The sequence below is a fragment of the Pseudomonas sp. HMSC066A08 genome (assembly GCF_001813025.1).
GTDB classification, from domain to species: domain Bacteria; phylum Pseudomonadota; class Gammaproteobacteria; order Pseudomonadales; family Pseudomonadaceae; genus Pseudomonas; species Pseudomonas aeruginosa.
This window is the reverse complement of sequence record NZ_KV811376.1, coordinates 62,968-76,507: the sequence shown is the minus strand read 5'-3', so window position 1 is coordinate 76,507 and position 13,540 is coordinate 62,968. Positions and strand designations below refer to the sequence as shown.

The following is a 13,540-nucleotide window of genomic DNA, read 5'->3' as shown; positions in this document are numbered from 1 at the left end:
AACGCCCTGCCGCATACACCTACAAGAACAATCAGAGGTGAAACATGCACGCTACGTCGTCCGACGATTTCTCCCTGTCTTCCCGGGTCGCGCTGGTGACCGGCGCCGGACGCGGCATCGGCCGGGGCATCGCCCTCGCCCTGGCGCGCGCCGGCGCCGACGTGGCGGTGGCCGACCTCGATCCGCAGGTCGCCGAGGAAACCGCCGCCGCGATCCGCAGCCTCGGTCGCCGCAGCCTGGCCCTTGGGGTCGACGTCAGCGACGGCAACAGCGTCCGGGCGATGGTCGAGCGGGTCGCCACTGAGTTCGGCCGGCTCGACGTGGCGGTGAACAATGCCGGGGTGATCAGCATCCGCAAGGTCGCCGAACTCAGCCTCGCCGACTGGGACCGGGTGATGAACGTCAACGCCCGCGGCGTGTTCCTCTGCTGCCAGGCCGAACTGCCGCTGATGCAGGCGCAGCGCTGGGGGCGGATCGTCAACCTGTCATCGATCGCCGGCAAGGTCGGTCTCCCCGACCTCGCCCACTACTGTGCCTCGAAGTTTGCCGTGATCGGTTTCAGCAATGCCCTGGCCAAGGAAGTCGCGCGCGACGGGGTGACGGTCAACGCGCTCTGCCCGGGAATCGTCGGCACCGGAATGTGGCGCGGCGAGGACGGCTTGTCGGGCCGCTGGCGGCAGGCCGGCGAAAGCGAGGCGCAGTCCTGGGAACGCCACCAGGCCAGCCTGCTGCCCCAGGGCGAGGCGCAGACCGTCGAAGACATGGGCCAGCTCGTCGTCTACCTGGCCTGCGCGCCGCACGTCACCGGCCAGGCCATCGCCGTCGACGGCGGATTCTCGCTATGACCCCGCCCTCGCCGATCGTCGGCATCATCGCCAACCCGGCCTCCGGTCGCGACCTGCGTCGCCTCACCGCCCATGCCGGGCTGCACTCCAGCACCGACAAGGCATCGGTGGTGCAACGCCTGCTCGCCGCCTTCGGCGCCACCGGCATCCGCCATGCGTTGCTGCCGCCGGACATGACCGGCATCGCCGCCGCCGTGCTCCGGGCCAGCCAGACCCGCCAGGCCCGCGACGGCCACTGGCCGTTCCTGGAGTTCCTCGACATGCCGCTGCGCCAGGGCGTCGAGGATACCCGCCTGGCGGCGCGGCGCATGGTCGAGCGCGGCGTGGCGCTGATCGCCGTGCTCGGCGGCGACGGCACGCACAAGGCAGTGGCCGCGGAGGTCGGCGATGTCCCCCTGCTGGCGCTGTCCACCGGGACCAACAACGCCTTCCCGGAGCTGCGCGAAGCCACCGGCGCGGGGCTCGCCGGCGGCCTCTGCGCCAGCAACCGGGTGCCGCCGGAGATCGGTCTGCGACGCAACAAGCGCCTGCTGGTGCGCGAGCCGCGCCGCGGGCTCTGCGAGTGGGCGCTGGTGGACGTCGCGGTGTCGCCGCAGCCGTTCATCGGCGCCCGCGCCATCAGTCGCGCCGAAGACCTCGCCGAAGTCTTCGTCAGCTTTGCCGAACCCCACGCCATCGGCCTTTCGGCGCTTTGCGGACTGTGGTCGCCGGTGAGCCGCGAGGAGCCCCACGGCGCCTGGATGCGCCTGCATCCGGACGCCCGCGAGAGCCTGCTGGTGCCGTTGGCGCCGGGCCTGCTGGTGGGCTGCGGGGTCTCTGCCGCCGGCTACCTGCAACCGGGCGTGGCCCACGCACCGAGCCTGTCCAGCGGGACCCTGGCGCTGGACGGCGAGCGCGAGATCGAGTTCAGCGCCACCGACCGCCCGAGCATCACCCTCGACCCTTCCGGCCCGTTCAGCGTCGATGTGCCGGCCACCCTCGCCTACGCCGCCCGCCATCGCCTGCTGGCCGGCCAGCGAACCCCGATGACCCCGTGAAGACAACCTGGAGAACAACAAGATGTCCACTCTGAGCACCGACCAACTGCTCCATGCCTACCGCGTGATGCGCACCATCCGCGCCTTCGAGGAACGCCTGCACGTCGAGTTCGCCACGGGCGAGATACCCGGCTTCGTCCACCTCTACGCCGGCGAGGAAGCCTCCGCCGCCGGCGTGATGGCGCACCTGCGCGACGACGACTGCATCGCCTCCACCCATCGCGGCCACGGCCACTGCATCGCCAAGGGCGTAGACGTGCACGGCATGATGGCGGAGATCTATGGCAAGAAGACCGGGGTCTGCCAGGGCAAGGGCGGCTCCATGCATATAGCCGACCTGGAAAAAGGCATGCTCGGCGCCAACGGAATCGTCGGCGCCGGCGCGCCGCTGGCCGCCGGCGCCGCGCTGGCGGCCAAGCTGAAAGGCAGCGATGCGGTGGCGGTGGCCTTCTTCGGCGATGGCGGCTCCAACGAAGGCGCGGTGTTCGAGGCGATGAACCTGGCCGCGGTGTGGAACCTGCCGTGCCTGTTCGTCGCCGAGAACAACGGCTATGCCGAGGCCACCGCGGCCAACTGGTCGGTGGCCTGCGACCACATCGCCGACCGCGCCGCCGGTTTCGGCATGCCCGGGGTGACCGTCGACGGCTTCGACTTCTTCGCCGTCCACGAGGCTGCCGGCGCCGCCATCGAGCGCGCCCGCGCCGGCGAGGGGCCGTCGCTGATCGAAGTCAAGCTGACCCGCTACTACGGACACTTCGAGGGCGACGCACAGACCTACCGCGACCCCGACGAAGTAAAGCACTACCGGGAAACCCGCGACTGCCTCAAGCAGTTCCGCGAACGCACCTGCCACGCCGGCCTGCTCTCCGCCAGCGACCTGGACGCCATCGACGCCGAGGTCGAGGCGCGCATCGAGGATGCCGTGCAGCGCGCCAAGAACGATCCCAAGCCGGAGCCGGCCGACCTGCTGCGCGACGTCTACGTGTCCTATCCCTGAGCCGCCCGAAAACAAGAACGAGGAGAACCATCATGGCGAGAAAGATCAGCTACCAGCAGGCCATCAACGAGGCGCTGGCCCAGGAAATGCGCCGCGACCCGAGCGTCTTCATCATGGGCGAAGACAATGCCGGCGGCGCCGGCGCGCCCGGCGAGGACGACGCCTGGGGCGGCGTGCTGGGGGTCACCAAGGGCCTCTACCACCAGTTCCCCGGCCGCGTGCTGGACACCCCGTTGTCAGAGATCGGCTACGTCGGCGCCGCGGTCGGCGCCGCCACCCGCGGCATGCGCCCGGTGTGCGAACTGATGTTCGTCGACTTCGCCGGTTGCTGCCTGGACCAGATCCTCAACCAGGCCGCCAAGTTCCGCTACATGTTCGGCGGCAAGGCGGTCACCCCGCTGGTGATCCGTACCATGGTCGGCGCCGGCCTGCGCGCCGCCGCCCAGCATTCGCAGATGCTCACTTCGCTATGGACCCACATCCCCGGCCTCAAGGTGGTCTGCCCGTCGTCGCCCTACGACGCCAAGGGCCTGCTGGTCCAGGCGATCCGCGACAACGACCCGGTGATCTTCTGCGAGCACAAGCTGCTCTATTCGATGCAGGGCGAGGTACCCGAGGAACTGTACAGCGTACCCTTCGGCGAGGCGAACTTCCTCCGCGACGGCGACGACGTCACCCTGGTGACCTACGGCCGCATGGTCCACCTGGCGCTGGACGCCGCCGCCAGCCTGGCGCGCCAGGGCATCTCCTGCGAAGTACTGGACCTGCGCAGCACCAGCCCGCTGGACGAGGACAGCATTCTCGAAAGCGTGGAAAAGACCGGCCGCCTGGTGGTGGTCGACGAAGCCAACCCACGCTGCTCGATGGCCACCGACATCGCCGCGCTGGTCGCCGAACGGGCCTTCTCCGCGCTGCGCGCGCCGATCCGCCGGGTCACCGCGCCCCATACGCCGGTGCCTTTCTCCGACGCCCTGGAAGACCTCTACATCCCCGACGCGGCGAAGATCGAGGCAGCCGTGCGCCAGGCCCTGGAAGGGAGGGACGCGGCATGAGCCGGATCCATACGCTGACCATGCCCAAGTGGGGCCTGTCGATGACCGAGGGTCGGGTGGACGCCTGGCTCAAGGAAGAGGGCGCGCATATCGAGAAAGGCGACGAGGTGCTCGACGTGGAGACCGACAAGATCTCCAGCAGCGTCGAGGCGCCCTTCTCGGGCGTGCTGCGGCGCAAGGTGGCGCGCGAGGACGAAACCCTGGCGGTCGGCGCGCTGCTCGGCGTGGTGGTCGAGGGCGAGGCGAGCGAGGAGGAGATCGACGCGCTGGTGCAACGCTTCCAGGCCGAATTCGTACCCGCCGACGAGGACGCTGCGGACAGCGGACCGGCACCGCGGAAAGTCGAGCTGGACGGGCGCCTCCTGCGCTATTTCGACCGCGGCGAGGGCGATCCGGCGCTACTGCTGATCCACGGTTTCGGTGGCGACCTGAACAACTGGTTGTTCAACCACGAGGCGCTGGCCGCCGAGCGGCGGGTGATCGCCCTAGACCTGCCGGGCCACGGTGAGTCCGGCAAGGTCCTGGTGCGCGGCGACCTCGATGAACTCAGCGGCAGCGTGCTGGCCCTGCTCGACCACCTCGACCTGGAACAGGCACACCTGGCCGGTCACTCCATGGGGGGAGCGGTGGCGCTGAACTGCGCGCGCCTGGCGCCGCAGCGGGTGCTGTCGCTGAGCCTGATCGGCAGCGCCGGCCTCGGCGAGGAGATCAACGGCGACTACCTGCGCGGCTTCGTCGAGGCGGCCAACCGCAACGCGTTGAAGCCGCAACTGATGCAGTTGTTCTCCGACCCCGCGCTGGTCACCCGGCAGATGCTCGAGGACATGCTCCGCTACAAGCGCCTGGAAGGCGTCGATGCGGCCCTGCGCCAGTTGCTGGACAACCTGTTCGCCGACGGTCGCCAGCGCAACGACCTGCGTGCCGTGGCGAGCGAGGGCCGCCAGCCGGTCCTGGCGATCTGGGGCAGCGATGACGCGATCATCCCGGCGCGGCATGCCGAGGGCCTGCCAGCCCAGGTGGAGATCATTCCCGGACAGGCGCACATGGTGCAGATGGAAGCCGCCGAGCAGGTCAACCGCCTGCTGCTCGACTTCCTCCGCCCGCATTGAGGAGACGACCGACATGAACAGTTCCCCGCAAGCCAACGCGGCGATGCGCGCCGCCGTCTGGCACGGCCGCCACGATATCCGCGTGGAAGACGTGCCGCTCCCGGCCGAGCCACCGCCCGGCTGGGTGCAGATCCGCGTGCACTGGTGCGGCATCTGCGGCTCCGACCTGCACGAATACCTGGCCGGCCCGGTATTCATCCCCGTGGAGGCGCCGCACCCGCTCACCGGCCTCAAGGATCAGTGCATCCTCGGCCACGAGTTCAGCGGCGAAATCGTCCGCCTCGGCAACGGCGTGACCGGCTTCGCCGTCGGCCAGGCGGTCGCCGCAGACGCCTGCCAGCACTGCGGCACCTGCTACTACTGCCGGCATGGGCTGTACAACATCTGCGAGAACCTGGCCTTCACCGGGCTGATGAACAACGGCGCCTTCGCCGAATACGTCAACGTACCGGCCAACCTGCTCTACGCCCTGCCGGCCGGATTTCCCAGCGAGGCCGGCGCGCTGATCGAGCCGCTGGCGGTGGGCATGCACGCGGTGAAGAAGGCCGGCAGCCTGCTCGGGCAGAACGTGGTGGTGGTCGGCGCCGGCACCATCGGCCTGTGCACCATCATGTGCGCGCGCGCCGCCGGCGCGGCGCAGGTGATCGCCCTGGAGATGTCCTCGGCGCGCAAGGCCAAGGCCCTGGAGGTCGGCGCCAGCCAGGTGCTCGACCCCTCGCGGTGCGACGCCCTAGGCGAAATCCGCGCCCTCACCGGCGGGCTTGGCGCCGACGTCAGCTTCGAATGCATCGGTAACAAGCACACCGCCAAGCTGGCCATCGATGCCATCCGCAAGGCCGGCAAGTGCGTGCTTGTGGGAATCTTCGAGGAGCCCAGCGAGTTCAATTTCTTCGAGCTGGTTTCCACCGAGAAGCAGTTGCTCGGCGCCCTCGCCTACAACGGCGAGTTCGCCGACGTGATCGCCTTCATAGCCGACGGCCGCCTCGACATCGCACCGCTGGTGACCGGGCGCATCGGCCTGGAAGAAATCGTCGAGCGCGGTTTCGAAGAGTTGGTGAACAACAAGGAGCACAACGTGAAGATCATCGTCTCGCCGGGCGGCTGACGCTTCAGCCCTTATCGCGCTTGCGACGCAGCCCCGCGGCCGGCGGGGCTTCCTTTACGAAACGCAGAGACGCGGGCGGAGGCTCAGAACCACTTGTCGTTGCGCTTGCGCCGCACCCTCAGCAGCGACGGCAGGATCAGCCCGGCGAACAGGCCGGCGCCGGCGATGCTGCCGCCGTAGACCATGTAGCGCATCAGCACCTGCTTGTTCTCGTCGCCCAGTTGCGCCTGCACCGCACGCAGGTCGGAGCGGGCCTTGCCGAGCTCGGGGTCCAGGTTGCTGCGCGCCGCCTGCAATTCGTCGATCAGCTTCTTGCGCGTGTCGAGGGTTTCCTGCATGCCCTGCACGCGGGTCTTCCAGGTGTCGTTGATGCCGTCCAGCTCGGCGGTCAGGGCGGCCACCTTCTGCTCCAGTTGCGGCAGGCGCTCGGCCTGGCCGGGAACCTCCTGCAAGTCGCGGCTGGGAATCCACACGGTGCTGCCGTTCTCGCCGCGCACCTGGCTGTAGTTGCCCTGGGTGCCGAGCAGCTCGACCTTCTGCCCGGAGGTGAGGGTGCCGACGATGCGATAGCCATCGGTGGGGCCGCTGCGCACGAAAGTGGTCAGGCTGTCGCTCACCCAGCGCGCGTTGCCGGTCGCCTCCTCGGCCTGCGCCGGGGCGCCGGCCGCCAGCAGGCCGCCGAGCAGGCAGGCTCCGATGACGCGGTTCTGGAACGGGGAAAGAGCGGCGGGGATGCGACGGGATAGGGACATGGCAATCTTCACATGGCGAGAGAACGAAACCCGCAAAGGGGAGCGAAAAAGCCGGCCAGTCGAATTGTTATGGACAAGCGCGTGACCGGGGCGGGGCTACCGCATGGCCAAGGGCCATGCGCCCGGCCCGGTTGGGCCGACGGCTGACAGACAGCGCTCGGGGCGATTGAGTTCACTCGTTTGCGCAGGAATGGATGGATGGTTGTAACAACAGAATGCCAGGCCTGCCGACGGCCAGCGCTGCCCAGGCTGCGACCTGTCCGGATGATCCCCGGGTACGACGGTATCTACGCCAAGGCAGAGGCTCCCTCGCCTGTACCGCGCCCCACCAATCGGATGGCGCCGATGGCGCGCCGCGATACACCCGCCCCATCAGGCGGTCACTCGCTCGCCATCGCCGCCAGGTCGCGGCCGTCGCCGGCCATTTCCATCATTCCTCTGCCAGGTGCCCGGCGAAGGTAGTGGCGCTATAGCGCTCGCGGAACAGCCCCTTCTCCACCAGGCGCGGCACCACCTGTTCGAGGAACAGCCGCAGCGAGCCGACCGAGCCTCCCGGCGCGGCGATGAAACCGTCCATGGCGCCGGCGGCGGCCCAGTCGACGATCTGCTCGACGGCATCGTCCACCGTACCGATGACCTGCCAGTGCGCCGCGGAAATCACCTCGGGGCGCAGCAGCAACTGGTCCAGGCGTAACGTCTCGCGCTCGATCAGGCGCCGCAGCAGGTCGGTGTGGGTGCGGCTGCCGGGGTTGGCCACCGGCGGCGGCAGGTCGGCCGCGGAAATCGGCCGGTCCAGCGGCCAGTCGCTGAGGTCGAGGCCGAGCATCTGCCTGATCGCGGCGAACTTGCGCGTGCGGTCCAGGCGCGCGTGGGTCTGCATGAAGATTTCCCGCGCCTCCTCGCGGCTCTCCGCCAGGTACAGGCTGAAGCCCGGCAGCAGGCGCACGTCGCGCGGCGAGCGACCGTGGCGTTCGGCGCGGCGGGAAAGGTCGCGGCGCAGTTCCAGGGCGGCCTCCTTGTCCGGGGTCGGCGCGAACACCAGGTCGGCCACCGAGGCGGCGAAATCGCGCCCGCTCTCGGAGGCGCCGGCCTGCACCAGGGGAATCCGCGCCTCGCCGAAGGCCGGCAGGTTGAGCGGTCCCTTGACCTTGAGGAATTCGCCGTCGTGGTCGACCGGGCGCACCCGGGAAACGTCGGCGTAGCGGCCGCTCTCGCGGTCGACCAGGAGTGCCTCGCGGGGGAAGCTGTCCCACAGGTCGTGCACCAGCCGGGTGAACTCGGCGGCGCGCGCGTAGCGCTGCTCCGCATCGGGCATCGCGTCCAGGCCGAAGTTCTCGTGGCCCTGCAGCGCGGTGACGATGTTCCAGCCGGCGCGGCCGTTGCTGATCCAGTGCAGCGATTGCAACTGCCGGGCCACCACGTAGGGCGGATAGAACGTGGTGGAGACCGTCGACACCAGGCCGATCCGCGAGGTTTCGCGGGCGACCGCGGCAAGCAGTACGGTGGGATCCAGGCTGGCGAAGCCGGAGCCGGTCTCCAGCACGTCCAGTGGCAGGCTGCTGACGTCCGGGCGAAACACGAAGTCGAGGTGGGCGGCTTCGGAGCGCCTGGCGATGTCGACGGCGAAATCGCTGCCGAAGATGCCTTCGATGTTGCTGTCGGGGCGCCGCCAGGCATCGCCGCTGAGCCAGGTGGGGGCCAGCGACATGCCGATGTGCAGGCGTTTCGGGGTACTCATCGTGCCAATCTCCTGTATGGGCTCTGGGGCTGGGCCGGCCCTGCGCGGGGCCGGCTTCTCGGGGCGCCTAGAAGGTGCCCTTGATGCCGATGCCGAGGGTCCGCGGCTGCGTCATGCTCGCCTCGATGCCGCCGATCCCCCGGTTTTCCTGCATGTAGGTGGGCGAGCGGTCGTCGAACACGTTCTTCACGTAGCCATAGAGCTGCACCTGGTCGTTGAAGCGGTAGCTGGCGCGGGCGTCGGTGAGGGTGTAGGCCTTGATCGAGTAGGCCTTGGTGTTGGCGGTGTCCGAGTAGTAGCCGTCCAGGTAGCGCACCTGGGCGTTCAGGTTGAGGCGCTCGGTGACGTCCCAGCTCGGTCCGAAGCCGAGGGTATAGCCCGGCGAGCGGGCGAACTCGTTGTGCTCGTAGCCGGTATTGCCGGACATCTCGTCGATCCGGGTGCGTAGCACGCCGGCGCTGGCCTTCAGCCGCAGGTCGTCGCGCAGGCGGTAGTCGAGGTCCAGCTCCATGCCGTAGGCGTGGGCCTTCTCGGCGTTGATGGTGTACGACTGCGCCACCCCCGGCGAGACCACCACCGGGATGTTGTACTGGGCGTCCTTGAAATCCATGAAGAACAGGTTGCCGTTCAGCAGCAGGCGGCCGTCGAGCAGGCTGGCGCGGGTGAACAGTTCGTAGTTCCAGATGGTTTCTTCCTTGAAGTAGGCCCAGTTGCGGGTGGTCAGGTTGAGCGACACGCCGCCGGGGTTGTAGCCGCGGCTGACCAGGCCGCCGACGGTCCAGTCCGGGGTCGCGGCGAAGGCCAGGGAGACTTTCGGCAGGAAGGCCGAGAAGGTCTTCTGGTAGTCCAGCGGACGCGGCGCCAGCACCGAGTTGCCGCTGCGCTCGATGCGATCCTCCTGGTAGCGCAGGCCGGTGGTCAGGGTCCAGCGGTCGCTCAGGCGGTAGTTCAGCTCGCCGAACACGCCGAGGTTCTTCTTCGTGTCGTCGAAGGCCGACAGCCCGCGCAGGTGCAGTGTCTCGTCGGTGCGGGTGCGGGCGTAGTAGACCCCGCCCATGCCGCTGATCCGGTCCTCCTGCTCGCCGAAGCTGATCCGCGATTCGTTGGAGGCGTTCTTCTGGCGGATGTCGGCGTCGCCCTCGCCGCCCGCGCCGGTGGTGCGGTGCACCGAGGACAGCGAGTACTGCGCCTGGTTGAACAGGCGGATGCCGTTGTCGAGGTCATAGGCGACGTCGAGGATGCTGGTGTTGGTGTCCTGCTCCCAGCTGGGCATGGTGGTCGAGCGATGGTCGAGCTTGTCGAACGGGCGGGTCGCCGCTTCCTGGGTCGGACGGTTGCTGTCGTTGTGGGAGAAGGTGAATTTGCTCTCCAGGCCCGGAATTCCGCTGGGCAGCCAGAGCAGCTTGGCGCGCGCGTTGAGGGCGCGGAAGTCCTGGTCGGTGCCGCTGCCCTGGAACTTCGGGTTGTCGTAGTCGATGAAGGTGTCGCGGCCCGCGTAGTCCACCGCCAGGCGCCCGGCGAAATCCTGCGCCAGCGGGCCGGACACCGCGATCGAGCTGCGCCGCGAATGGTAGCTGCCGATCTCCGCCTGGTAGGCAGCCTCGGGGCTGAAGCTCGGGTCCTTGGTGTTGACGATGATCGCCCCGGCGATGGCGTTGGCGCCCTGGGAGGTAGTCTGCGGGCCGCGGAATACCTCGATGCTGTCGACGTCCCAGACCGAGGTCGCGCCGAAGAACATCTCGTTGTAGTTCAGGTAGTGGCCATCGAGGTTGATCGTCGCCCGCGGCACGGTGCCGCCCCAGAACACGTTCTGCCCGTTGTTCGGGCCCTGGGCGTCCTGGCCGCGGATGATCGGCGCGCCCACCGAGTCGGTGTAGACCACGTTGGGACTGCCATTGATCACCTCGGCGACCGAGGCGTTGCCGGTCTGCTTGCGGTCGATGTCGCGGGCGCTGGTGAGCGATACCGAGGACGCCGTGTCCTTCAGCGAGCGTTCACGTTTCTCGCCGGTCACGACCAGCGCCTCGAGGGCGGCGGGTTCGTCCTCGGCGGGCGGGTTTTCCCGGGCCAGTGCCGATGGCGAGGCGAGCAGGGTGGACAGCGTGACGACGCCGATTCCCCGGTTGAGCGTGCGGTGCGTGCGGGCGTTCAAGGACCTTCTCCAAATGGGAATGACTCTCTTTTACATTCAGGCTATCACGCCGCCAGATCATTCCTCAATGGGGAATAGATTCCTCATTGCGAAATATTAAATCTCCTACGCCCGTCCCTTCCGCGGCGCCCCACCGCCCCGGGGAATCGGTATCATGGGCGCCGCCCGCGCCACCGCAGCGCGGACCGAAGCCTATGGATCAACCGTGGTGAGGAGACCGAGCCGTTGAATACTTCGCAGCCCCCGGCGGACGAGATGCCGGACGCCCCGGGCGAAAAGCGCTCCGGCACCATCCAGTCGGTGTCCATCGCCGCGCGCTTCCTGAAGACCCTGGCCAACGCCGAAGGCGAACTGGCCCTCGGCGAAGTGGCCCGGCGCACCGGCACCGGCGGCTCCACCGCGCACCGCTACCTGCAGAGCCTGGTGAAGGAAGGCCTGGCCCGCCAGGACCCGCTCAGCGGTCTCTACGACCTCGGGCCGGCGGCGCTGAGCATCGGCATAGGCGCGCTGAAGCGGATCGACGCGGTGGATATCGCCGCCCGCCACATGAAGGCCCTGGCCCAACGGCATGCCGCCAGCGGCGGGGTGGCGATCTGGACCGAGCGCGGCCCGACCCTGGTGCGCTGGTACCGCAGCGCCTATTTCTCGATCAACCCGCTGGCCCTGGGCGATATCCTGCCCATCGACAACACCGCCTGCGGCCTGGTGTTCCAGGCCTTCCTGCCGAAGGCCGTGGTCGACGCCGCGCGCAAGCAGCAACCGGCGCACTTCCGCGGCAGCCCGCCGAGCCGCGCGCTGCTCGACGAGGTGCGCGAGCGCTGCTGGGCCGAGCTGACCAGCCACCTGCTGTCGAACGTCACCGGCCAGGCGGCGCCGGTGTTCGACGCCCAGCAGGAAATCGTCTGCGCGATGACCACGGTGACCGATCTCGGCCAGTTGCAGTCGGCGGAAGACCGCGACGCGCTGTTCCACGAGGCGCTGCAGGTCAACCAGTCCACCGGCGGCCTGGTCCTCCATCCCGGCATGCGGCCGCCGCCGCGCTGAGCCACCTCAGCCCGGCGCGTCGGCGGCGATCCCGCGCGGCACCAGCAGCGGCGTGCCGCTGACCGGGTCGGCGATGATCAACGAGCGCAAGCCGAACACCTCCTCCACCAGACGCTCGGTGAAGATCTGCGCCGGCGCGCCCTCGGCGAGGATCGCGCCGTCGCGCATGGCGATCAGGTGCGAGGCATAGCGGCAGGCCTGGTTGAGGTCGTGCAGCACGGCGACGATGGTGCGCCCCTGGCGATTCAGCTCGGCGAGCAGTTCGAGCAATTCGATCTGGTGGACGATATCCAGGTAGGTGGTCGGCTCGTCGAGCAGCAGCAACGGGGTTTCCTGCGCCAGCACCATGGCGATCCACACGCGTTGTCGCTGGCCGCCGGAGAGTGCGTCGAGCGGTCGCTCGGCCAGGCCGTCGACCCGCGTGGCGCGTAGCGCCGCCGCTACCGCGCGCTCATCCGCCGGCGACCACTGGCGCAGGAACGACTGGTGCGGATAGCGCCCGCGCGCCACCAGCTCGGCCACCGTGATGCCATCCGGCGCCAGCGCGCTCTGCGGCAGCAGGCCGAGACGCCGCGCCACTTCCCGTCCCGACAGGCTGTGGATATCCCTGCCGTCCAGCCCCACCCGGCCCTCGGCCGGCGCCAACAGGCGCGACAATGCCGCCAGCAGGGTCGACTTGCCGCAGGCGTTGGGCCCGACGATCACACTGAACGAACCCTCGGGGATGGCCAGCGAGAGATTCCGCGAAACGGTCCGCGCGTCGCGGCGCAAGGTCACGGCGTCCGCGTGCAGGCGATGGGTCATGGGAGGTTCCTGGATAAGAATGGCTCGAATATGTGGAATCGATTCTACATTATGGAATAGATTGCATGAGAAGCATTATCATATGAATCCGTCCGCCCGGCTTCCCCTACAGCGAAAACAGCCTTCATGCCGACCCGCCGCCGCTCCACCCTGCCGTTACTCGCCCTCGCCCTGAGCCTGTTCGCCACCCTCGCCGCGGCCGGGGAGCCGAAGCCGGCGCGGATCGTCTCCACCACCCCGAGCGTCACCGGCATCCTGCTGGCGATGGACGCACCGCTGGTGGCCAGCGCCGCCACCACGCCAAGTCGCCTGACCGACGCCAAGGGCTTCTTCTCGCAATGGGCGAAGGTCGCCGACCAACGTGGCGTCGAGGTGCTCTACCGCAACCTGCGCTTCGACATCGAAGCGGTGATCGCCCAGGATCCGGACCTGCTGGTCGCCTCCGCCACCGGCGCCGACAGCGCCGCGCCATACCGTGCGGAGCTGGAGGCACAGGGCGTGCCGACGCTGGTGGTCGACTACTCGAAACACAGCTGGCAGGAACTGGCTACCGAGCTGGGCCGGCACACCGGCCTGGAACGCCAGGCGCAGGCCGCCATCCAGCGCTTCGACGCCTATACCGCCGAAGTCGCCGCGGCCATCGCGCCGCCGCAGGGCCCGGTCAGCGTGGTCGGCTACAACATCGCCGGCAGCTATTCCATCGGCCGCCAGGCCAGCCCCCAGGCGCGCCTGCTCGAAGCCCTCGGCTTCCAGGTGGCGGAACTGCCGGAGGCGCTGGCGGGCAAGGTGACGCGCGCTTCGGACTTCCAGTTCATCTCGCGGGAAAACCTGCCCGCCGCCATCGCCGGCGACAGCGTGTTCCTGCTCGGCGCCAGCGACGACGACGTGCAGGCGTTCCTCGCCGA

Annotated in this window: 12 protein-coding genes; 8 read left to right on the top strand and 4 right to left on the bottom strand. The window is 68.9% G+C overall.

Features of this window, described 5'->3' with window-relative positions; translation table 11 throughout:
* Window positions 1-44: 44 nt before the first annotated feature.
* The 6 genes from HMPREF2886_RS31030 to HMPREF2886_RS31005 are packed head-to-tail and all read left to right on the top strand — an operon-like array spanning window position 45 to window position 6,145.
* A complete protein-coding gene (locus HMPREF2886_RS31030; RefSeq protein ID WP_033969539.1) occupies window positions 45-845 on the top strand; it encodes an SDR family NAD(P)-dependent oxidoreductase in 801 nt (266 codons plus the stop codon).
* Window positions 842-1,882: an ATP-NAD kinase family protein gene (locus tag HMPREF2886_RS31025; RefSeq protein ID WP_070749056.1), complete on the top strand. Its 1,041-nt coding sequence runs from the start codon at window positions 842-844 to the stop codon at window positions 1,880-1,882. Before HMPREF2886_RS31030 ends, HMPREF2886_RS31025 begins: the two co-directional genes overlap by 4 nt.
* A gap of 22 nt (window positions 1,883-1,904) precedes the next feature.
* Window positions 1,905-2,879: a thiamine pyrophosphate-dependent dehydrogenase E1 component subunit alpha gene (locus HMPREF2886_RS31020; protein WP_033969538.1), complete on the top strand. Its 975-nt coding sequence runs from the start codon at window positions 1,905-1,907 to the stop codon at window positions 2,877-2,879.
* Window positions 2,880-2,911: 32 nt separating this feature from the next.
* Window positions 2,912-3,931: an alpha-ketoacid dehydrogenase subunit beta gene (locus HMPREF2886_RS31015; RefSeq protein ID WP_003104786.1), complete on the top strand. Its 1,020-nt coding sequence runs from the start codon at window positions 2,912-2,914 to the stop codon at window positions 3,929-3,931.
* Window positions 3,928-5,040, top strand: coding sequence for an acetoin dehydrogenase dihydrolipoyllysine-residue acetyltransferase subunit (locus HMPREF2886_RS31010; protein ID WP_070749054.1), 1,113 nt, complete (start codon window positions 3,928-3,930; stop codon window positions 5,038-5,040). The genes HMPREF2886_RS31015 and HMPREF2886_RS31010 overlap by 4 nt, the downstream gene beginning before the upstream one ends.
* Before the next feature lie 43 nt (window positions 5,041-5,083).
* Window positions 5,084-6,145: a 2,3-butanediol dehydrogenase gene (locus tag HMPREF2886_RS31005; RefSeq protein ID WP_003111357.1), complete on the top strand. Its 1,062-nt coding sequence runs from the start codon at window positions 5,084-5,086 to the stop codon at window positions 6,143-6,145.
* A gap of 83 nt (window positions 6,146-6,228) precedes the next feature.
* Here the strand turns inward: HMPREF2886_RS31005 and HMPREF2886_RS31000 are convergent, their stop codons facing one another.
* From HMPREF2886_RS31000 to HMPREF2886_RS30990, 3 genes are all read right to left on the bottom strand, one after another.
* The gene (locus HMPREF2886_RS31000; protein WP_070749052.1) at window positions 6,229-6,897 is read right to left on the bottom strand and encodes a TIGR04211 family SH3 domain-containing protein; all 669 of its coding nucleotides are present in this window, start codon (window positions 6,895-6,897) and stop codon (window positions 6,229-6,231) included.
* 430 nt (window positions 6,898-7,327) lie between these two features.
* Window positions 7,328-8,635 (bottom strand): NtaA/DmoA family FMN-dependent monooxygenase, encoded by a 1,308-nt coding sequence (locus HMPREF2886_RS30995; RefSeq protein WP_033969531.1) that lies wholly within the window; start codon window positions 8,633-8,635, stop codon window positions 7,328-7,330.
* Between the two features lie 67 nt (window positions 8,636-8,702).
* Window positions 8,703-10,787, bottom strand: coding sequence for a TonB-dependent receptor (locus HMPREF2886_RS30990; RefSeq protein ID WP_070749050.1), 2,085 nt, complete (start codon window positions 10,785-10,787; stop codon window positions 8,703-8,705).
* Between the two features lie 255 nt (window positions 10,788-11,042).
* Here HMPREF2886_RS30990 and HMPREF2886_RS30985 point away from each other — a divergent pair, with 255 nt between their 5' ends.
* Window positions 11,043-11,831: an IclR family transcriptional regulator gene (locus HMPREF2886_RS30985; RefSeq protein ID WP_003119004.1), complete on the top strand. Its 789-nt coding sequence runs from the start codon at window positions 11,043-11,045 to the stop codon at window positions 11,829-11,831.
* Between the two features lie 6 nt (window positions 11,832-11,837).
* Here the strand turns inward: HMPREF2886_RS30985 and HMPREF2886_RS30980 are convergent, their stop codons facing one another.
* Complete coding sequence (locus tag HMPREF2886_RS30980) at window positions 11,838-12,635, bottom strand: ABC transporter ATP-binding protein (RefSeq protein WP_070749048.1); 798 nt, start codon at window positions 12,633-12,635, stop codon at window positions 11,838-11,840.
* Between the two features lie 126 nt (window positions 12,636-12,761).
* Here HMPREF2886_RS30980 and fepB point away from each other — a divergent pair.
* Window positions 12,762-13,540: Fe2+-enterobactin ABC transporter substrate-binding protein (gene fepB, locus HMPREF2886_RS30975; protein ID WP_070749046.1), on the top strand; the 779-nt coding region annotated here is incomplete at its 3' end.

Excerpts from the sequence above, each read along its gene's own strand:
- HMPREF2886_RS31030 (WP_033969539.1), top strand. The coding sequence starts at position 45 with ATGCACGCTACGTCGTCCGACGATTTCTCCCTGTCTTCCCGGGTCGCG.
- HMPREF2886_RS31025 (WP_070749056.1), top strand. The coding sequence starts at position 842 with ATGACCCCGCCCTCGCCGATCGTCGGCATCATCGCCAACCCGGCCTCC.
- HMPREF2886_RS31020 (WP_033969538.1), top strand. The coding sequence starts at position 1,905 with ATGTCCACTCTGAGCACCGACCAACTGCTCCATGCCTACCGCGTGATG.
- HMPREF2886_RS31015 (WP_003104786.1), top strand. The coding sequence starts at position 2,912 with ATGGCGAGAAAGATCAGCTACCAGCAGGCCATCAACGAGGCGCTGGCC.
- HMPREF2886_RS31010 (WP_070749054.1), top strand. The coding sequence starts at position 3,928 with ATGAGCCGGATCCATACGCTGACCATGCCCAAGTGGGGCCTGTCGATG.
- HMPREF2886_RS31005 (WP_003111357.1), top strand. The coding sequence starts at position 5,084 with ATGCGCGCCGCCGTCTGGCACGGCCGCCACGATATCCGCGTGGAAGAC.
- HMPREF2886_RS31000 (WP_070749052.1), bottom strand. The coding sequence starts at position 6,897 with ATGTCCCTATCCCGTCGCATCCCCGCCGCTCTTTCCCCGTTCCAGAAC.
- HMPREF2886_RS30995 (WP_033969531.1), bottom strand. The coding sequence starts at position 8,635 with ATGAGTACCCCGAAACGCCTGCACATCGGCATGTCGCTGGCCCCCACC.
- HMPREF2886_RS30985 (WP_003119004.1), top strand. The coding sequence starts at position 11,043 with ATGCCGGACGCCCCGGGCGAAAAGCGCTCCGGCACCATCCAGTCGGTG.
- HMPREF2886_RS30980 (WP_070749048.1), bottom strand. The coding sequence starts at position 12,635 with ATGACCCATCGCCTGCACGCGGACGCCGTGACCTTGCGCCGCGACGCG.